The organism is Phyllobacterium ifriqiyense, from assembly GCF_030817885.1.
Lineage (GTDB): Bacteria > Pseudomonadota > Alphaproteobacteria > Rhizobiales > Rhizobiaceae > Phyllobacterium > Phyllobacterium ifriqiyense.
This window is the reverse complement of the sequence record NZ_JAUSZT010000003.1, coordinates 1,912,325-1,930,125: the sequence shown is the minus strand read 5'-3', so window position 1 is coordinate 1,930,125 and position 17,801 is coordinate 1,912,325. Positions and strand designations below refer to the sequence as shown.

Sequence of the window (17,801 nt, the reverse complement as noted above, 5' to 3'; positions counted from 1 at the left end):
GGTTCAGCGAGGCCGATGTTTATCCATAGGACGAGGGTGAAGCCCGATGGATAAAGCACGTTTCGCTCACACCAGAGCCGCAGAAATGCTCTAACTCCATCCCCTCACAATTCCCGATATAGATCAGGTTTTTACATGCCGGGGATCGCTTAGTTCAACCGCATGCAACTAAACTGCAATTTGTACTTGCAATTTTTCGGCAAAAATCCGTGTTTTTGGGAATTATTCTGATTTTTTCTCGATATTTCGCTCATCGTAACGAAATTTGGTTTGCATATCGAGCATTATGCTTCGCACAAAAAAAAGCCGCTCAAAGGCGGCTTTACTAAAATTCGTTTGTATAATCTGCTTTTTAGTTCAACCGGGATTTGACTTCCGAAAGCGATGTTTTGAAGAGATCGGCAGATGTTTTGGCATCCACCTTTTCCGACAAAATCTTGCTGGCAGCAGCAATTGCGATATCTACAGCCGAAGCGCGAACCTCGTTGACAGCCTCAACCTCTGCCTGAGCGATTTTCTGCTCGGCAAGCTTGTTGCGACGGGCAACATAATCCTCAGTCTTCTTCTTGGCTTCCTCAAGGAGGCCATGTGCTTCACGCTGCGCTATGGCAACGATCTCACCAGCTTCCTTTTCGGCTTCCTTACGCTTGCGCTGATATTCAGCCAGCAGCGATTGCGCTTCTTCACGCAGGCGGCGGGCTTCCTCAAGCTCGTCGCGAATCTTGTCTGCACGAGCGTCAAGGGATTTACCAACGACACCTGGAACCTTCAAGTAGACGATAAGCGCCAGGAAGATGATAAGGCCAACGAGCGCATAAAAGGTTGCATCCAATTCCATGACGTTTCTCCTTAGCCTCGCACTGCTTTGACAGCAGCGGAGATTGCGGGCTTGTCGACGGCACCGCCAAACAGCTTTTTGACGATTTCAGCGGCTGTATCTTCAGCGATGGAGCCGACTTCCTGCATAGCCTTGTTCTTGATCGTGGCAATGCTGGCTTCAGCGTCACTCAGCTTCTTTTCGAGAGCTGCGGAAATTTCGGCCTGTTCGGCGTCGGCTTTCGCCTTTGCCTGATCACGGGCTTCCTGCGCAATTGCGCCGGCTGTGTTCTTTGCGTCGGCGAGTTCCTGGGTATAGGCAGCCAGAGCCTCATCAGACTCCTGTTTCATCCGTGCCGCCTGATCTAGATCAGTAGCGATACGGTCACGCCTCGTTTCGATGATACCACCGATACGCGGGAGAACCACGCGGGACAGGAAAACATAGAAAACTGCAAATGTGATTGCCAACCAAAGAAGCTGTGAAGCGAAATGGTTGGAATCAAAGGGAGGGAACACGGCTTTGGCATGACCGGTTTCCGAATGCGTTCCCGCTGTCGGATCTGCCGGAGCATGTGCATCAGGCGTTGTTCCGGGCGCAACCGTTTCGGTATGGGCCGGTGCTTCGCTCTGAGCGACTATTGTATCTGTTGTGGATGCGGCATTAGCCGAAGACACGAACATGCGTTGTCCCCTTGATTGAACTTCAAATCATACTGGCTGCGTTGGTCCTGAATAGCGACCGGACGCAGCCAATATCGTAAGCCGTTATTATACAGCGAAGAGAAGCAGAAGAGCGATGAGCAACGAGAAGATGCCCAGAGCTTCAGTAACGGCGAAGCCGAATACCAGACGGCCGAACTGGCCATCAGCTGCTGATGGGTTGCGCAATGCACCGGAAAGATAGCTGCCGAAAATGTTGCCAAGGCCAAGAGCCGTACCGGCCATACCAAAACAAGCCAGACCTGCACCGATGTACTTTGCTGCTACGGGATCCATATTAAACTCCTTGAGGGTAGATCGTTAGAATAGATTTGCGTTAGGCGGACATCCGCCGGTGAACTTTTTAGTGACCGCCGGGATGAACTGCGTCGTTCAAATACATGCAGGTAAGCACGGTGAAGACGTAGGCCTGAAGGAAAGCCACCAGGAATTCCAGACCCGTCAATGCCACAGTCATGGCCAGCGGCAGAATTGCGCCGCCAATTCCCACTGCGCCGAATGCGCTGAGCGAAGCCACGAAGCCGGCAAACACCTTCAGCGTGATGTGGCCAGCAAGCATGTTGGCGAACAAACGAACCGAAAGGCTGATCGGACGGGAAAGGAAAGAGATAATTTCGATTGGAACAACGAGCAGCAAGAGCGGCCCGGGCACACCCGAGGGCACAAAGACCCCGAGGAACTTGAAACCGTGTTTGGCAAAGCCATAAACAAGGACTGTTCCGATGACCAGAACCGCAAGCGCAAAGGTCACGATGATCTGGCTGGTGATGGTGAAGAAGTATGGGAACATGCCAAGCATGTTGGCAACGAGCACGAACATGAAGAGCGAGAACACGAAGGGAAAGAACTTCATTCCCGCGCTGCCTGCCGATTCTCGCAATGTTGATGCGACGAATTCATAGGCCATCTCTGAAACCGACTGAAGACGGGTCGGGATAAGGCCACGGTTTGACGATGTAAGGTAAAGAAATGCCGAGGCAACGCCAACTGTGGCAACCATAAAGGCAGAGGAATTGGTGAAGGACAGATCAACGCCGCCCACATGCAAGGGAACCCATTGCGAAATGTGGAATTGATGAATCGGATCGTTGGACACTATTACCTCGTCTCTAATTCTGTTCTCACGAACGGTGCTCGATGAGCCCTATTCCGGTTTTTCATGGTCGGATTTCTTAGTGAAATCCAGCCCACTGTTTTCCGCCACACGTCCTGCAGAGCGCAGGATATTCAGCGTTCCAGCACAAAAGCCCAGCAGGAGCAGTATGATGAGCCCCCATGGCGATGTACCCAAAAATCGGTCAGCTAACCAGCCCAACCCCGCACCAACCAGAACGCCGGCGATAAATTCGCTCGACAATTTCATGGCCTGCGCGACACCGGAGGCGGTTTCCGTCCCCTTGTCTTGCGAACCGGCTTTACGGGCTGCACCCTTGGAAACAAGTTTTGCTTCCAGATTGCGGCGCCGAAGCTCCAGCTCTTCCGAAGTTAGTCCCCCGCCAGCACCCGGCGTGTCACCGACAGAACCTGACTTATCGGGATCGTTACCCGTTGCCAATGGCATGTCCTTTACACACTGAATGCGAGGCTTCATCCCCGCTTCGAAGTCGCGCGCAACATATTGTCCTGATCCTCGCTAGTCAAGGCGAAGAGTCACGACTCTCCAAGGTAATTTTTTTACTAGAATTCAATGCCTTAGGTAAATATGACTTTCCTGCTCATCACTGAGTGACAATTTTGCATGCGAATCTGGCGTTTGGCTGTGGATACAGATTGCGCAATTCAGCTAGTTAGGAGGTTCCATGGTTATAGTTTTTGAAGGGCTTCGAAGGCAATAACAGGGGGAACTCCCCATTAACCGGAACCAGAAGCGTCGTATCAAATACCTGACCAGTTTTGCGCGTCGCCTTCGGGCCCATCGGTGCAAACTATCGCTGCTCCAATGGTTCGGGGCCGCCAATTGCCTACGCCCCTACGATTTTGCGTACAAACCGCTGCTCGAGCACTTCTTTACCCCACTGCCCACCGGGCTCCTCTTCTACAAGAACAAAACCGTGCGCCTCGTATAGGCGCCGTGCGGCATCCAATCCCTTGAACGTCCAAAGCTGTATTTCGGAAAACCGTTGCTCGATGCAAAACGAGATCGCTTTATTCAGCAATTGCCTGCCAATGCCGGCGCCGCGATAACCATCCTCCATAATGAACCAGCGCAGATGAGCCACATTATTTCCGAGATCTTCGCCGTCAATCGCCACCGTCCCGACGATTTTTTCCACATCTACCGCTGCCCAAATCTGATTGACAGGCCGCTCCAATCGCCCGGAAAATTCTGCGATGCCAGTGGCAACCTTGCCTTCGAAAAAATGACCGAAACTATTTGTTCGAGCATAGTAGCAGCCATGCATCTCGGCACACCGTCCAATAATACCCGGCTGATATCCACTTTGGATGGAGATTGCCGGCGACGATTGCGGCACCTTGCCTGCGCGCCGCTGTTCCAGCGCATCAGCATAGGCTGCAAGCCCATCCCGCACCTTTTCCTGCACAGCAGCGGAGTGACTACCCAGCGCAGAGGACACCACATCATCGGCAAAGGCATTGATCGCCGCGAGCGTATTATGCCCCTTGCTGGTCAAGGAAAGCACCTTGGACCTGGCGTCCTGCCCATTAGGCTGTTCAATCAGTTCGCCCGACAAAACAAGCTTGCGCACCATTCGGCTAACACTGGATTTTTCAAGGTCGAGTACAGCGCATAATTCGGCAGCGGTCAGCGTATCATTTCTGCCAATCTCGATGAGTGCATGAACGGAGGATGGAGCGAGATTCGTTCCCGCAAGGGTCGGGCGCATAAAACCTAACTCTCGAACAATGCGCCTAGAAGAATTACGTATTTGAGCAGTGTCCGGGAGGATACTCATTGTGTGGCTCGTAAATATAGTTGCACTATACAACTATATGCCTAACCTGCGAGTTTGTAAATGATATTGAAAGTGCAAAATGCGGCACGGGGATATTGATCCACGCAGTTTCAACCCTGCATTTCTTGCGGGTTGCACAATTTCAAAGAATAGATCGAGACGGGTCAAACACGGGAATTTGGGAGCAAAAGCAGAAGCACCGAACCAGCCGGTGCATCGGAGAAGATTGGCCTCTCCGACCTTCAAGGGCCTTGCTCTCAAAACTGGAGGTGAATCTATGTGGTCCAGGCCATTTAGCTTCACGCTCATCATGAAAAGAACCCGGACAGGCTGGACGCTAACGTTCCGGGTTCATTTTCATAAATGAGAAACGGAGGATGAGCGAAAGCTCATTCTCCACTCCAGAAACATTTATATCATTGTTTTGGCGATTTCCAAGCGGTCTAAATCCAGCCGCCGCCATAAGTGCGGTAGAAAATATGCTGCCCGATTTTATCGATGCGCTTCATTGTATGGGCCCAATTTGCCCGCACGTAGGTCGCATGATAATGCGTGGCCGAACCAATTTCGGGTAGGAATATACGGCCCGAAGTAACAGCCATGGCGATTTCCTGCGCGACTTTCCACTGCTTGGGTTCGGTTACATGCAGCTTGCGGCCTTCACAGGCAAACGAGAACTGGCAGCGATTGATCCAGTCATCATTCTGATAAACGACGTTACAGATTGTTTTCGGATAGGCAGGATTTCGCACGCGGTTGAGAATAACCTGCGCCACCGCAGCCTGGCCTTTTACACTCTCGCTTCTTGCCTCAAAATAAATGCCCGTTGCCAGGCATTTTTGCTCCGCAGCAGTGAAGACAATCGGAGGCAAGGGAGTAGCCAGCCAATCATGATCGCCTTTTCCAAGTTGCGGAATGAAGCGGCCTGCCTGCTTTGGTTCGGCAAGAATGGAATCAAACGGTGATGTTTTCGAATAATCGGGAGCAGCCGGAGCATAACCAAGGGCAAGCACATCGGGCTTGTCATTATTGATCAGGCTTGCCAGCATCGGAGCGTCCGGCTCGATTTTCTCAGGCGAGCGATTGTGAAACGCAAGAGCGATCTCGATTTCCTTGCCCGCGATTTTTGGCTTGGCAAAAGCCATATCGACTTCAATGCCATGCGTCGGTCGGATGATCATGCTTTGACGTTGCAATATCGATCCGGCGCTGAAAGCTTTTGGTGGCGCTTTCTTGCTGATCGAAACAATACGCCCCTGCTTTTCCGCCCGGTTGATACGTGCCTCGTCAGGAGTGGCGCCCAATGCCTTGCTCGAGCCATTGATGGCCACTGAGCCTATTCCCGGTGCATTGGCGCCGCTGGCGGGAATTGATCCGGTGGCTATCCTGTCCACAAAGGACATATTTGCCTTTTGTACGGAGCCTGCCGGAGATTTTTCCAAGTAAGACGACCAGCGCCCCTGCCCTGATTCGGACCCGGAAAGCAGGCTTGCCATATCCTGATAGGCAACCACTGTCGGAGACAACAAATATATCGCTGCACCAATAAGGACTGGACCTAGATATTTGCGATTTGCCTGTTTTGAAAATGGCTGGCCTTTGCGGCGGGCACTGGAATCCCGCAAAACCTTATAGAAACGCACGCCGATACCCCACACTCACGACCGAACACTATGGTCATAAAAATGAAGCATTAACCTTGATGGAGAGTTAACGAAGGCCGCTGAAACGATGTGTTGTTAAAGTTTCCGTGGCTTGAGCAACTCCTCGTGCCACGGAAAACTACCAGCCTTAGCGCTTTTTCTTCGCCCGGCCCGCAAAGGGATTGTCCGATGTGCGCAATACAAGCCGGATAGGCACGCCATGAATATCAAAGGTTTCACGGATGCCATTGGCAAGGTAGCGGACATAGGAGGTGGGGAACGCGTCGGGACGCGAGCATGAAATGACAAAACCCGGCGGGCGTGTCTTGACCTGCGTTATATATTTGATCTTCAGACGGCGACCCGCCACGGCGGGGGGCGGATGATGGGCAAGTACCCCTTCCAGCCAGCGATTGAGTCGACCGGTGGAAATACGGCGATTCCAGATTTCGTCAGTCGAGGCGACAGCGGCCATGAGCTTGTCGATACCCTGATTGCGCTCACCCGAGATCGGCACGGCGCGAATACCGCGAACCTGCGGCAAAAGCCGTTCGGTCTTCTCACGCAGATCGGCCAGAACCATCTGGCGATTTTCGACGAGATCCCACTTGTTGAAAGCGATGATCGGCGCGCGGCCCTCACGAATGATCAGATCGGCAATCTGCAAATCCTGCTTTTCAAAAGGAATTGTCGCGTCGAGGACGATAATGACGACCTCGGCGAAGCGAATGGCGCGCAGCGCATCGCCCACGGAAAGCTTTTCCAGCTTGCCCTGAACGCGCGACTTGCGGCGCAGACCTGCCGTGTCAAAAAGCTTGATCTTGCGGCCATTCCACTCCCAATCGACCGAGATGGAATCGCGCGTAATGCCAGCTTCCGGACCTGTCAGCAGACGGTCCTCACCAAGCATCGTATTGACCAGCGTCGACTTGCCGGCATTTGGACGCCCGACAATGGCGATGCGCAGCGGCTTTGACGAATCATAGCTCGGAATGTCTTCGGCGTCCGGATCGTCAATATCATCGCCGATCAGATCATCCATACCGCGCGGCGTAGCCGGGATGGTTACAGCGACGGAATCATCTGCATTGGCATCGACAGGCAGATGCTCGTCCGGGAAGACCCGCTCTTCACCCATGGTCTCGACAATGGCGTCGCGCAGATCCGGAAAGCCCTGACCATGCTCGGCAGAAATCGGGCATGGTTCGCCAAGTCCGAGCTGATAACTGTCATACATGCCGGATTCGGCGCCGCGTGCTTCGGCTTTGTTGGCAACGAGAATAACCGGCTTGCCTGAACGGCGGACAAGATCGGCAAAGGTAACGTCTGTTGGTGTCACACCCGCTTTGGCATCGACAAGGAAAAGAATGAGATCGGCTTCACCAATGGCAAGCTCCGTCTGGGCGCGCATGCGGCCTTCGAGCGAATCGGATGCGACCTCTTCAAGACCCGCCGTATCGATGACATCGAATCTCAAATCGTAGAGCTTGGCCGCATTGACGCGGCGATCGCGGGTAACACCGGGGAGATCGTCGACGAGCGCGATTTTCCTACCGACCAGACGGTTGAACAGAGTGGACTTTCCGACATTCGGACGGCCGATAATTGCAAGGGTAAAGCTCATCGGCTTAATATTCCTAATTCTTAATTAGCCAGCGGCCGCAGCGGGCGTGGCGCCAGTGCTTTTAAGCATGTCCAGCATTGTATCAGCAAACTGACGTATATTGGCGGGAGCCGCCTGATCATCGGAAATCTGCTTGAAGAGTTTGGTTGCATCCGCACCGCGACCGGCTTTCCAGGCAGCAAGACCAAGAGCCTCACGCGCGGAGTGGCGCATCGGGTTGCTATCCGACGACAGCGCTTCAACACGGCTTGCCACATCATCATAAGAACCGGTATCCACCAGGATGAGGGCGGCACGCAGCTTTGCCAGATCACGAATGGCCTGCGGCACGGATGTATCGGCAGAAACCTTGTCGAAGGCAGCAACTGCACCGGCAAGATCACCCTTTTGCGCAATCACACCGGCGGCGCGCATGCGAGCCAACACCGGATAAGCGCCATAACCATCTTTTTCAAGCTGATCGAGGGTCTTCAGGGCTTCGTCATTCTTGCCATCACGGACAAGGTTAAGCGCCGCCAAAAACTGATCGCCGGACTTTGAAGCTTCTCTTTCAGTCCAGTATTCGTAAAAGGCAAAACCAGCGGTACCGATGACGATCGCGACAACGCCGCCTATTAGCAAAGTGCTATAGCGCGCCCAGAACGCCCGCATCTTATCGGAGCGCAGTTCCTCATTTACTTCACGGAAAAAGCCGTCGTCAGTCATGGTGCCTCATGAATAGTTATCGCGCGACGGCCATGGGCAGTCACGCAAGGAGTTCAGGGGGCTTTTAGTCGGAAACTGCGCGCGATGTAAGGGGCTTGCTTAAATTAGCCGTCACATTGGTGAAACACCGATCAAAAGAACGTGCAATTTCCAGATAAACAGGACGTAAAGCACAAGGCCAATGACAATGGCGATGACATCATTGGTCACGGGTCCGGGCGTAATGACTGCAGGGGCAAGCCCAGCGCGCGCCTGACGCTTGAGCGCGATACGATCAAACACCGCCCAGGCAAGAAAGGACAAAAACAGGATAAGCGAAGCAAGATCGCCATTGGCCAGAAGATGCGCGAGCGCCCAGGTCTTGATGGATATCAACATGGGGTGCTTCAGCGCGGGCTTGATACGGCCGGGCTTTGCAATGAAAACGCCAAGAAAGACGAAGGCAAACAGCATCAGCAGCAAGGTGATGTGTTTCATCCAGACCGGAGGTTCGTAGAGTATCGGTGCCTCCAGCCGGGCCATGCCAAAGCCCCAGACCAACAGGGCAAGGCCGACGACAGACACCAGAGAATAAAGGCCTTTCCATTTGCCTTCTCCCCACTGCTCCATCTTGGCAAGCCGCCAGCGCGGCGCGACAATGCGCACTGAATGTATTCCCAGAAAAATGATGATTCCGATAATCATGACCAGCATGGCTTGTCCCCTTTTGTAACGGCACTCTACAGGGTGATTAGAATGGTTCCAACGTAAAGCATTGCGGTGGATCGCCGCGTCCGATCATCGCCACAATTGACCTGTAGCGACAGTGCTCCCTGTGGAGCTGACCTGACATCATGCAAATTTTTACCCGGATCGTTGCCGCATCGGCAGCTTTTGCAATGGCTTCGCCTGCCTATGCTGATGGTGCGACCGGACTGCGCGGCTCTATTGGTGTAAAACCACAATATGTGCTGATCTCATTTGACAATGCCGGTAGCAATGCACTTTGGGACCGTGCATTTAATCTTGCGCAGCGTTCCAACGCCAAATTTACCTATTTTCTCTCCTGCGTCTTTCTGATCGATCATTCCGACCGCAAGAGCTATCAGGCACCGGGCAAAGCTTCTGGCCGTTCCAATATTGGCTTTGCCTCTTCAAAAGAAGATATTGCAAAGCGTCTCGATAATATCTGGCGGGCGCGCAATGAAGGCCATGAGATTGGCAGCCATGCCTGCGGCCATTTCGATGGCAAGAACTGGACCAAGGCCGAATGGGAAAGTGAGCTTGTCACCTATCGACAGGTGTTGAGCGATGCCTGGGCTAAATATGGCAACTCTCCCGAGCCGGAAGGCTGGAAGAATTTCGTTGCAAAGGAAATTCGCGGCTTTCGCGCGCCTTATCTTTCAGAAAGCCCGGCCCTGATTGCTGCTTTGAAAGATCAGGGCTTCACCTTTGATGGCAGCGGCGTTTCCAAAGGCCCCGCTTTGCCGCTGCATGCGGGTGGACTTTACCAGTTTGGCCTGCCGACAATCGCCGAAGGACCTCAGAACCGGCCCGTCATTGCCATGGATTATAATATGTTCGTACGTCACTCCGGCGGCTTCGAGCGTACAGATCACATGGGCGAGTTTGAGAATCGGGCCTATGAGGCATTTAAAGGCGCGTTTGAGCGGCAATATCAGGGCAAACGCATTCCTTTCCAGATCGGACTACATTTCACACTGATGAATGGCGACGCCTATTGGCGCGCACTGGAGCGCTTTACTGCCGAGGTGTGTACGAAAGCCGACGTACGCTGCACGACCTATAGCGATTATCTGAAAGAAACCGGCGGCGTGGAAGCTGCCTCCACGCCCGATCTGACACAGCCGCAAACCGGCGGCGGAATTTAACCGCCGGCCTTTCTAGGCAGCATCGAGAATCGTAATCAGTATTTTCTTGCCGAGCACAGCCAAGGCAGCCTCAAGCAAATATAATTTGGTTGGATGATCGGGATCAAGGATACGTCGCGCTTCGGTTTCAGCTTTGCCCAACGGCCGCGCAAGCTCGGACTTGGACAGCCCTTCTGATTTGAATGCGATTATCACGGCTAGCTTCAAAGCGTCATGGACTTCAAAGGGAATATCGACAAGACCTTTCCGGCCTTTGTTGATGGCATTGGAATATCTCTATCATCAGCAAGATAGCCACGAAGCGCCAATCCGAGCGCTTCCACCGCATTGGCCTTTGCTTGGACCATAGTTTCCCCATGCATTATTGTCTCAGGGACATCGGTAAATGTCACCAGAAAACCACCATTGGGATCTTGCTCGAAATGAGCACAGTAGGAATAATGCATCCAGTTTCCCGTCTAAACGATTTCCGGCTGCTTCTTTATTAATCGGACATAGCCAGGCGTAAGTTCGCTAAATTTTATCGTGGTAAATTTCTCGCCGATCCTGACGCGGTAATGCGATCCTTTTCCACGATTAACAGTGATCTCAAATTCATTCCGGAAAGTCTCGCAACCTCGGATACCTATGAGACCAAAGTAGGGGCGGCCTTAATGCCGCCCGCCAACTATCTCTCTTCTTGCGTCCGCAAGTAATGTTCATCGATCGCTGGTAGTGGTTCGTCGTATATGACCGATTCGAAGGCGCGAAGGCGTTTGTAAATCGAAATCAGTTCCACAATCGTAGGCCAAGCCGTCACCAGATATTGGAATGAATTGCTAACTTGGCTGAAGGCAGTCGAAATCTGCTGCCACAGCCCCATCGTCAATTTCCCGGCCACAATACTCGGTATGAGAATGATGTCGAGGATAAGCCCGTCAGCCTGTCCATAGAAACTTCTGGCCACATTAAAATACGCATAGTGAAAATAGAGCCGGAAGTAGTTCTTCCGCACGTTTCGAAAGAGCTCCGCAAGCGTCAAAGGTTGAGCGCGTGTTTCGTCATCTTCGCCAAACACCAGTTCCTTGCGGTACGCGGCTTCAACACGTTGATTTTTGAACTCCAGCCCTGGAAGTCTGATCCCGACCACTGCAAGAAGCAATGTGCCAACGAGTGACCAAACAATCGATAGAACCACCAGAGAATAAGGGATTTGACCGATAATCGGCACTTCCGTGACGTAGCTTGAAAGATGCGCTAATAGCGGCATGAATGCGATCAGATTCATGACGGCCTGAATGAGACTGACACCAAGCGCTTCAACTGTTGTCGAAAAGCGCATCGTATCTTCCTGAACACGCTGCGACGCACCTTCGATATGCCGCAACTGGTTCCAGTGTTCGACGTAGAATTCGTTCATAGCCGTGCGCCAGCGGAATATGTAATGGCTGGTGAAATATGTAAAAACAACGCTCAGCCCTATTGCAAGGAACGCAATGCCGGCAAATAGCCAGTTTTGCCAATAGAACTCCGCAGCTGATACCGAGCCTGGCTGGCTGAACGCCTGTTGAAAGAGGTTCCAATAAGGCCCACGCCAGTCGTTAATGGCGAGACTTATTTGCACGGTGAAATACGTATTGAATATTATAAGAGCAGAGCCGAGAATGGACCATCTTTGCCAACGATGCGGAGCATACCACATCCAGAATGAAGCAAATACGGCGACAAAAGCAGCAAAATAAATGTAGAGCCATATATACGGCCTGGTGATGAACACGCCAACGCCAATCACCGGTGGTGCATCGGGTGCAGCTGGCGGCAGACCAAAATAAGCGCCGAGCTGCTCGCCTGCAAAAATCCAGAACAAAACCGCAAACAACGCCCACAGGACAGCTGATGTGAAAAACAGTTTGGGCTTGGGAAAAAATGAAACGAACACCGTCGTGACCCTCGTAAAAACTATGCAAATCGCAGTGCTACGAGTTGCACAAGTTTTCCAGCACGAATAGGGCAAACCGTGAGTTGGCGTAATTAAATTACCGTAATGATGGGTGTTCTTGACAGCTATTGCGTGTTTGAAGAATGCACTTCGAATTCCGAAAACTGTCCAGCGGCATTCGCGTTATGCGTGGTTCGACAAGCTCACCATGAGGAAAGTGGGTGGGTTGCAAGCTTATCATCAATGTTTCAGCTACATCGCAAATGCGACCTCCCTGCAATCACCTGCCCTCCTCACGGTGAGCTTGTCGAACCACGCAATATAGAAATGCAGTTTGGATCAGCCCGCCACTTTCCGACCCGCAGAAAATGCAAAGAATGAGCCAATCACCAACCCCGCTGCTGCAAGCAGCGTGGATGAGGTGAAATTACCGCTGATATCGGCAAGATAACCGGCAATCAAAGGTCCAACGATCTGCCCGATACCAAAGGCCGCCGTTGTGATCGCCATCATCCGGCGTGGGGATTGCGGTACGAGCTGACGCCCTGCCTGAAACACGAAGGCGGTAATGACCATGATCGTGAGGCCCAACAGCAAGCCCCCGATAAGTGGGCCAATGGGAGATGGCAGGATGACGCTGCCTGCAACACCACCGGCCAGCGCGAGCAGGCTGAAGGCAAGGGATGTAAAGGGGCCAACGCGGCGCAGCACGGGGTTCCAGATCCAGACTGAGAATATGCCCGCAAAGCCGGTGCAAAGCCACACGAAAGCTTCTGTCGAGGCGCTGCCCTCATTGGCCCGGACAATGGCCATGATGAAGGTTGCGGTGATGACATAGCCAATGCCGAACAGCGCATAGGCTATATTGAGCTTGATGAATTCTGCCGTCCAGGCGATGGCCGGTTCCTTGATGTCCGCGCCGGTGCGCAGCGGTCCTTCGCGGATTAACAAGGCAACTGCGATCAAGCCAAGCGTGGAAAGGACTGCCGCGCCTACCCAATCGGCACGCCAGCCATAGCCGGTGAATGCGACCAGCGCCACTAGCATAGCTGACAAGGCGATACCGGTACCGACACCGCCAAAATGCAGAGCTTGCAGATCCAACCTGCCTGCAGCGCCGAGGTGACTGAATACAATCGTCGCGGCGAAAACCAGCATGAAAGCGCTGGCCATGCCTGCAAGAAAGCGGATGACAGAAAACAGCAGCACATTTTCCGTAAGGCTCATTGCCAGGCACAAGGCGGCGCTTGCGGCAAGCGAGCCAAGCATGACTTTGCGCTCAATGCCTGCCGCCCACGCGTAACCGGCAACAATCGCACCAACGAGATAGCCAAGGAAATTCGCCGAGGCGATGATGCCTGCATCACCGGCGGAAAGACCAAGATCGCTCATCATGCCGGGTAGAATAGGCGTATAGACAAAACGACCGATACCCATGCCAATAGCCATAGCAACCAGCCCGCCGAGGGCGAAGCGAAGTGGAGATGCGGTGCCTGAATTCATGCGCGGACATTATCCCTGCTTGCCGCAGAGACAAGACAATTAATTTGATAGCTGCATCGACCCCGATTGATGGTTGCTGATAGCAACGAGTTTCCAGCACCAGCGCTTCGATATTTTTCGCTTGCAATACTTAGGATTTTACCTAAGTATTGCTCAATCGACATATGAGGACTCGCAGATCCATGCCCACCGCTACCGCACTGGCTGCTCCACCCGTTCCCGTTGATGCCGTTTTTCGCGCGCTGGCAGACCCGACGCGGCGGCAAGTGCTTGAACGGCTTGTCAACAGCCCGGCTTCGGTCAGCGAACTCGCCGAACCTTTCAACATGGCGTTGCCGTCCTTTGTCGAGCATTTGCGGGTGCTTGAAAGCAGTGGTTTGGTCAACTCGCAAAAAAAGGGACGCGTTCGAACCTATCGCATTCAAACCGAACCAATGAAACTTGCCGAGAATTGGCTGTCCAAGCAACGGACCCTGTGGGAACGCCGTCTCGATCAACTTGACGATTACATGCTTACACTCAAGGAGGAAAACACGTGACTTATGATTTGAAAGTTGATCCAAAGCTCGATCTCGTTCTGGAGCGTACTATCGATGTGCCGCGCGCGCTCGTATGGAAGTGCTGGACGATGCCGGAACATGTCAGCAAGTGGTTTACGCCGAAACCCTGGACCATTTCCGATTGTGAGATTGATCTGCGTCCGGGCGGGATTTTCCGCACGGTAATGAATGGTCCCGATGGAGAACAGTCGATCAATTATGGTTGCTATCTGGATATAGTGCCAAATGAACGTTTGATCTGGACCGACGCCCTGTTGCCTGGATACCGCCCTGCCGAAAATCCATTCCTGACCGCCGTTCTTCTGCTCAAGGACGAAGGAAGCGGCACGCGCTATACTGCCGTGGCGATTCACCGCGATCAAACCACGCGCGACCGGCACGAGGAAATGGGCTTTTATGACGGCTGGGGCACGGTGCTGGACCAGATGATCGAATATTCGAAGACCCTCTGATTTAGAAATGCCAAGGGGTGATTCAACGGATCGTCGCCTTTAGCGTCAGTCTTGTCGCTGGACGGATTGACCTTCGCCACGGCGTGCCTATATTCAACCTGCACGTTCTCAGGGCGGGGTGTAATTCCCCACCGGCGGTAGCAGGCAGAAATGCCTGAAGCCCGCGAGCGCTTCCAGCACCCGCTGGAAGGTCAGCAGATCCGGTCCAATTCCGGAGCCGACGGTATAGTCCGGATGAAAGAGAGCAAGCATTGGCAAGATCCCGCCACAGGTGGGGTCTGATCTGTGCGTGTTCGCCCAAAGGGATCATTGAAAAATGGCAAAACCCTGAAAGGCCTGATAAATGACTATTGTTTCCCATCCTTCTACTAAAATCGCCATCATCCGCGCACGCTGGCATGCGGATATTGTCGACCAGTGCGTCAACTCATTCGTTGAGCAATGGGCGGCACTTGGCGGTGATCGCTCCGATGTCGAAATCTTCGACGTTCCGGGCGCGCTCGAAATACCGCTCCATGCACAGACATTGATCTCAACCGGCAAATTCTCGGCCGTTCTCGGCACGGCTTTCGTGGTTGATGGCGGTATTTATCGCCATGATTTCGTTGCCGGAACCGTGCTGGATGCAATGATGCGCGTTCAACTCGACAGCGGCATTCCCGTACTATCCGCAGTTCTCACTCCCCATAATTTCCAGGAGTCGGCAGCCCATATCGCCTTCTTCAAGGATCATTTTGTCATCAAGGGTGTGGAAGCTGCCAATGCATGCTCGCAGATATTGCAGGCCCGCGCTAAGCTTGCGATGATTGACGCCTGACAAGGCAGAATATGCATCTGGGAGGATCGACGTGAAGACCAAGAAGATTATCAATGACGGCGCCAATGCTGTCGACGAAATGCTGGAAGGGGTGCTTGCCGCCCACTCCGCAAAGGTCTTTGCGCTCGATCATTCTCCCCGCTCAATTATTGCCCGGGACGGCCCCCGCCCCGGCAAGGTCGGCATGGTGATCGGCGGCGGCTCGGGACACGAGCCATCATTTCTCGGATTTGTCGGCAAGGGTCTTGCTGATGCCGCCGCTATCGGCAATGTCTTTGCCTCGCCGCCGCCTGACCCGATCATCGAATGCACCAAGGCAGTCAATAATGGCGCCGGGGTGCTTTACATGTATGGCAATTATGCTGGCGACGTGATGAATTTCGACATGGCGGCAGAAATGGTCGCCATGGAGGATATTGAAGTTCGTACCGTGCTGACGACCGATGATGTCGCTTCAGCCCCTGCCGATCAGCGGGACAAGCGACGCGGTGTTGCCGGCAACGTCTTCGTGTTCAAGGCTGCCGGAGCCGCTTGCGACAAGATGCTGCCGATTGATGAATGCGAGCGGATTGCCCGCAAGGCCAATGACCGCACTTTCACCTTTGGCGTGGCGCTTTCGCCCTGTTCACTCCCCCAGACACTCAAACCGAATTTCACGCTTGGTGAAGATGAAATGGAAGTCGGCATGGGAATCCATGGCGAGCCTGGTATCTCCAAAGAAAAGCTGAAACCGGCTGATGCCATCACCGATGAATTGATGGACAAGATATTGGATGAAATGGCCGCACCGAAAGGGGACCGCGTGGCTGTGATTGTCAATTCGCTCGGCTCAACGCCTCTCATGGAATTATATATCATGATGCGGCAGGTGAAAAAACGGCTGGATCAGGCCGGGCTTGCGCTGCACTTGAGCCTTGTCGGCAATTATTGCACCTCGTTGGAGATGGCCGGCGCTTCGATTACCGTCATGCATCTGGACGCGGAATTGCAGGAGATGATCGATCATCCGTGCGATTGCGCCATGTTTCGGGCGGGCTGATCAATGAGCGAAATTACCGCTGCAAATCTGATTTCCATGTTTGCGGAAATCGCCAAGGCCATGGCTGAATCCAAGGCACATTTGTGCGAGCTGGATGGCGTTATTGGCGATGCCGATCACGGCATAGCCATGGATCTGGGCTTTTCGACAGTTGCAACCAATCTCGCGGCGCCGGATATTACCGCAGCCGATCCCACAACCGTATTCAACACAGCGGCCAAGTCGTTTCTCAACGCTGTCGGCGCTTCCTCCGGCCCGCTTTATGCGACCGCATTCATGCGCGCTGGAGCAAGTGTTAAGGGCAAAACCGTACTGACTGCATCGGACTTTGCCGATGCCTTCATTGCCATGGCGAAGGGCATTCAGGATCGCGGCAAGGCGGAAATTGGCGACAAGACGATGATCGACGCATGGGTGCCCGCTGCCGAGGCAGTGGAGAGCGCAAAGACACAAGGGGCTTCATTGGCGGAAATATTGGACAAAGCGGGTAAAGCCGCCGAGGCCGGAGCAGAAGCAACCAAGGCGATGATCGCTTCAAAGGGGCGCTCCGCCCGTCTTGGCGAGCGCGCCATTGGCCATATTGATCCGGGCGCCGCTTCAACAGCCATACTCATCAGAGCCATGGGCAAGGGATTGGGTTAGCAAATTGCATTAGTAGAGTGCGTGGTTCGCCCTTCGACAAGCTCATGGTGAGCCATCCTGAGCTTGTCGAAGGGCGAACCACGCACAAAGGTAAAGCTAAGGCTGCTCGCTATTTACTTCCCCGCATCCAACCTATCGATTGCTTCGACATTACCTGCTGATGCGCCTTGTGGATCGAATTCGGATTCCAGCCATTTATCCACGATAGCCTTGGCAAGTTCCGGGCCGATAACCCTCGCGCCCATGGTGATGATCTGCGCATTGTTGGATTTGGCAGCACGCTCGGCGGAATAGGTATCATGGGTCAGCGCGGCGCGAATGCCCGGCACCTTGTTTGCTGAAATACTGACGCCAATGCCTGTGCCGCAGATGAGAATGCCGCGCTCATTGGTTCCATCGACAATTGTCTGTGCCAATTTTTGCGAAAGATCGGCATAAAAGCCGGACTGGCTGAGGTCTGCAATGACATGTTCCAGCTTTGTCGCAAGATGCGCAGCAATGATATCGAGCAAAGGCTTACCCGCACTATCGGCTCCAATTGCTATTTTCATGAGTTTTTCCTTTCTAGATCTG

Annotated in this window: 21 protein-coding genes and 1 riboswitch; of the genes, 6 read left to right on the top strand and 15 right to left on the bottom strand. The window is 53.3% G+C overall.

Annotated features, from left to right (window positions below; genetic code table 11):
* Positions 1-352: 352 nt before the first annotated feature.
* From QFZ34_RS17010 to QFZ34_RS16965, 10 genes are all read right to left on the bottom strand, one after another.
* Complete coding sequence (locus QFZ34_RS17010) at positions 353-838, bottom strand: F0F1 ATP synthase subunit B (RefSeq protein ID WP_115052155.1); 486 nt, start codon at positions 836-838, stop codon at positions 353-355.
* An 11-nt stretch (positions 839-849) separates the two neighbouring features.
* Positions 850-1,500, bottom strand: coding sequence for a F0F1 ATP synthase subunit B (locus tag QFZ34_RS17005; protein WP_307283236.1), 651 nt, complete (start codon positions 1,498-1,500; stop codon positions 850-852).
* Between the two features lie 87 nt (positions 1,501-1,587).
* Positions 1,588-1,815, bottom strand: a complete 228-nt coding sequence (locus QFZ34_RS17000; protein WP_008125314.1) for a F0F1 ATP synthase subunit C — start codon at positions 1,813-1,815, stop codon at positions 1,588-1,590.
* Between the two features lie 67 nt (positions 1,816-1,882).
* A complete protein-coding gene (locus QFZ34_RS16995) occupies positions 1,883-2,635 on the bottom strand; it encodes a F0F1 ATP synthase subunit A (protein WP_115052157.1) in 753 nt (250 codons plus the stop codon).
* Between the two features lie 48 nt (positions 2,636-2,683).
* A complete protein-coding gene (locus QFZ34_RS16990; protein WP_307283218.1) occupies positions 2,684-3,094 on the bottom strand; it encodes an AtpZ/AtpI family protein in 411 nt (136 codons plus the stop codon).
* Between the two features lie 406 nt (positions 3,095-3,500).
* Positions 3,501-4,385: a bifunctional helix-turn-helix transcriptional regulator/GNAT family N-acetyltransferase gene (locus tag QFZ34_RS16985; protein ID WP_370878809.1), complete on the bottom strand. Its 885-nt coding sequence runs from the start codon at positions 4,383-4,385 to the stop codon at positions 3,501-3,503.
* Between the two features lie 512 nt (positions 4,386-4,897).
* Positions 4,898-6,097, bottom strand: a complete 1,200-nt coding sequence (locus QFZ34_RS16980) for a cell wall hydrolase (protein ID WP_370878808.1) — start codon at positions 6,095-6,097, stop codon at positions 4,898-4,900.
* Positions 6,098-6,245: 148 nt separating this feature from the next.
* Entirely contained in the window at positions 6,246-7,721 is a 1,476-nt protein-coding gene (gene der / locus QFZ34_RS16975) for a ribosome biogenesis GTPase Der (protein ID WP_307283211.1), read from the bottom strand.
* Between the two features lie 24 nt (positions 7,722-7,745).
* Positions 7,746-8,426 carry a tetratricopeptide repeat protein gene (locus tag QFZ34_RS16970; RefSeq protein ID WP_307283208.1) on the bottom strand — a complete coding sequence of 227 codons (681 nt, stop codon included), beginning with the start codon at positions 8,424-8,426 and terminating at the stop codon, positions 7,746-7,748.
* 111 nt (positions 8,427-8,537) lie between these two features.
* Positions 8,538-9,119: an NnrU family protein gene (locus tag QFZ34_RS16965; RefSeq protein ID WP_115052162.1), complete on the bottom strand. Its 582-nt coding sequence runs from the start codon at positions 9,117-9,119 to the stop codon at positions 8,538-8,540.
* Between the two features lie 140 nt (positions 9,120-9,259).
* Between QFZ34_RS16965 and QFZ34_RS16960 the strand changes: the two genes are divergently transcribed.
* Entirely contained in the window at positions 9,260-10,297 is a 1,038-nt protein-coding gene (locus QFZ34_RS16960; protein WP_307283205.1) for a polysaccharide deacetylase family protein, read from the top strand.
* Between the two features lie 12 nt (positions 10,298-10,309).
* On the opposite strand, the gene QFZ34_RS16955 is transcribed toward QFZ34_RS16960, so the two are convergent.
* From QFZ34_RS16955 to QFZ34_RS16940, 4 genes are all read right to left on the bottom strand, one after another.
* Positions 10,310-10,492, bottom strand: a complete 183-nt coding sequence (locus tag QFZ34_RS16955) for a hypothetical protein (RefSeq protein ID WP_307283202.1) — start codon at positions 10,490-10,492, stop codon at positions 10,310-10,312.
* A gap of 8 nt (positions 10,493-10,500) precedes the next feature.
* Entirely contained in the window at positions 10,501-10,743 is a 243-nt protein-coding gene (locus QFZ34_RS16950; RefSeq protein WP_307283199.1) for a type II toxin-antitoxin system HicB family antitoxin, read from the bottom strand.
* Positions 10,744-10,964: 221 nt separating this feature from the next.
* Entirely contained in the window at positions 10,965-12,215 is a 1,251-nt protein-coding gene (sbmA, locus tag QFZ34_RS16945; RefSeq protein ID WP_115052164.1) for a peptide antibiotic transporter SbmA, read from the bottom strand.
* A 339-nt stretch (positions 12,216-12,554) separates the two neighbouring features.
* Positions 12,555-13,718, bottom strand: coding sequence for a YbfB/YjiJ family MFS transporter (locus QFZ34_RS16940; RefSeq protein ID WP_307283195.1), 1,164 nt, complete (start codon positions 13,716-13,718; stop codon positions 12,555-12,557).
* Positions 13,719-13,900: 182 nt separating this feature from the next.
* On the opposite strand from QFZ34_RS16940, the gene QFZ34_RS16935 reads away from it, so the two are divergent.
* The 5 genes from QFZ34_RS16935 (at position 13,901) to dhaL (ending at position 17,228) form a co-directional block, all read left to right on the top strand.
* Entirely contained in the window at positions 13,901-14,257 is a 357-nt protein-coding gene (locus QFZ34_RS16935; protein WP_115052166.1) for an ArsR/SmtB family transcription factor, read from the top strand.
* On the top strand, positions 14,254-14,730 hold the full coding sequence (locus tag QFZ34_RS16930; protein WP_307283190.1) for an SRPBCC family protein: 477 nt from the start codon (positions 14,254-14,256) through the stop codon (positions 14,728-14,730). The genes QFZ34_RS16935 and QFZ34_RS16930 overlap by 4 nt, the downstream gene beginning before the upstream one ends.
* A 100-nt stretch (positions 14,731-14,830) precedes the next feature.
* Positions 14,831-14,980, top strand: a riboswitch (FMN riboswitch).
* 93 nt (positions 14,981-15,073) lie between these two features.
* Entirely contained in the window at positions 15,074-15,547 is a 474-nt protein-coding gene (locus tag QFZ34_RS16925) for a 6,7-dimethyl-8-ribityllumazine synthase (RefSeq protein WP_115052168.1), read from the top strand.
* 31 nt (positions 15,548-15,578) lie between these two features.
* Positions 15,579-16,586 (top strand): dihydroxyacetone kinase subunit DhaK, encoded by a 1,008-nt coding sequence (locus QFZ34_RS16920; protein ID WP_307283185.1) that lies wholly within the window; start codon positions 15,579-15,581, stop codon positions 16,584-16,586.
* A 3-nt stretch (positions 16,587-16,589) separates the two neighbouring features.
* The gene (dhaL, locus tag QFZ34_RS16915) at positions 16,590-17,228 is read left to right on the top strand and encodes a dihydroxyacetone kinase subunit DhaL (RefSeq protein WP_307283181.1); all 639 of its coding nucleotides are present in this window, start codon (positions 16,590-16,592) and stop codon (positions 17,226-17,228) included.
* A gap of 113 nt (positions 17,229-17,341) precedes the next feature.
* On the opposite strand, the gene derI is transcribed toward dhaL, so the two are convergent.
* A complete protein-coding gene (gene derI, locus QFZ34_RS16910; RefSeq protein WP_307283178.1) occupies positions 17,342-17,779 on the bottom strand; it encodes a D-erythrulose-4-phosphate isomerase in 438 nt (145 codons plus the stop codon).
* Positions 17,780-17,801 lie beyond the last annotated feature (22 nt).

Bases quoted from the DNA above. Each gene is read 5' to 3' on its own strand.
- QFZ34_RS17010 (WP_115052155.1), bottom strand. From the start codon at position 838: ATGGAATTGGATGCAACCTTTTATGCGCTCGTTGGCCTTATCATCTTC.
- QFZ34_RS17005 (WP_307283236.1), bottom strand. From the start codon at position 1,500: ATGTTCGTGTCTTCGGCTAATGCCGCATCCACAACAGATACAATAGTC.
- QFZ34_RS17000 (WP_008125314.1), bottom strand. From the start codon at position 1,815: ATGGATCCCGTAGCAGCAAAGTACATCGGTGCAGGTCTGGCTTGTTTT.
- QFZ34_RS16985 (WP_370878809.1), bottom strand. From the start codon at position 4,385: ATGCGCCCGACCCTTGCGGGAACGAATCTCGCTCCATCCTCCGTTCAT.
- der (WP_307283211.1), bottom strand. From the start codon at position 7,721: ATGAGCTTTACCCTTGCAATTATCGGCCGTCCGAATGTCGGAAAGTCC.
- QFZ34_RS16970 (WP_307283208.1), bottom strand. From the start codon at position 8,426: ATGACTGACGACGGCTTTTTCCGTGAAGTAAATGAGGAACTGCGCTCC.
- QFZ34_RS16965 (WP_115052162.1), bottom strand. From the start codon at position 9,119: ATGCTGGTCATGATTATCGGAATCATCATTTTTCTGGGAATACATTCA.
- QFZ34_RS16960 (WP_307283205.1), top strand. From the start codon at position 9,260: ATGCAAATTTTTACCCGGATCGTTGCCGCATCGGCAGCTTTTGCAATG.
- QFZ34_RS16950 (WP_307283199.1), bottom strand. From the start codon at position 10,743: ATGCATTATTCCTACTGTGCTCATTTCGAGCAAGATCCCAATGGTGGT.
- QFZ34_RS16940 (WP_307283195.1), bottom strand. From the start codon at position 13,718: ATGAATTCAGGCACCGCATCTCCACTTCGCTTCGCCCTCGGCGGGCTG.
- QFZ34_RS16935 (WP_115052166.1), top strand. From the start codon at position 13,901: ATGCCCACCGCTACCGCACTGGCTGCTCCACCCGTTCCCGTTGATGCC.
- QFZ34_RS16925 (WP_115052168.1), top strand. From the start codon at position 15,074: ATGACTATTGTTTCCCATCCTTCTACTAAAATCGCCATCATCCGCGCA.
- dhaL (WP_307283181.1), top strand. From the start codon at position 16,590: ATGAGCGAAATTACCGCTGCAAATCTGATTTCCATGTTTGCGGAAATC.
- derI (WP_307283178.1), bottom strand. From the start codon at position 17,779: ATGAAAATAGCAATTGGAGCCGATAGTGCGGGTAAGCCTTTGCTCGAT.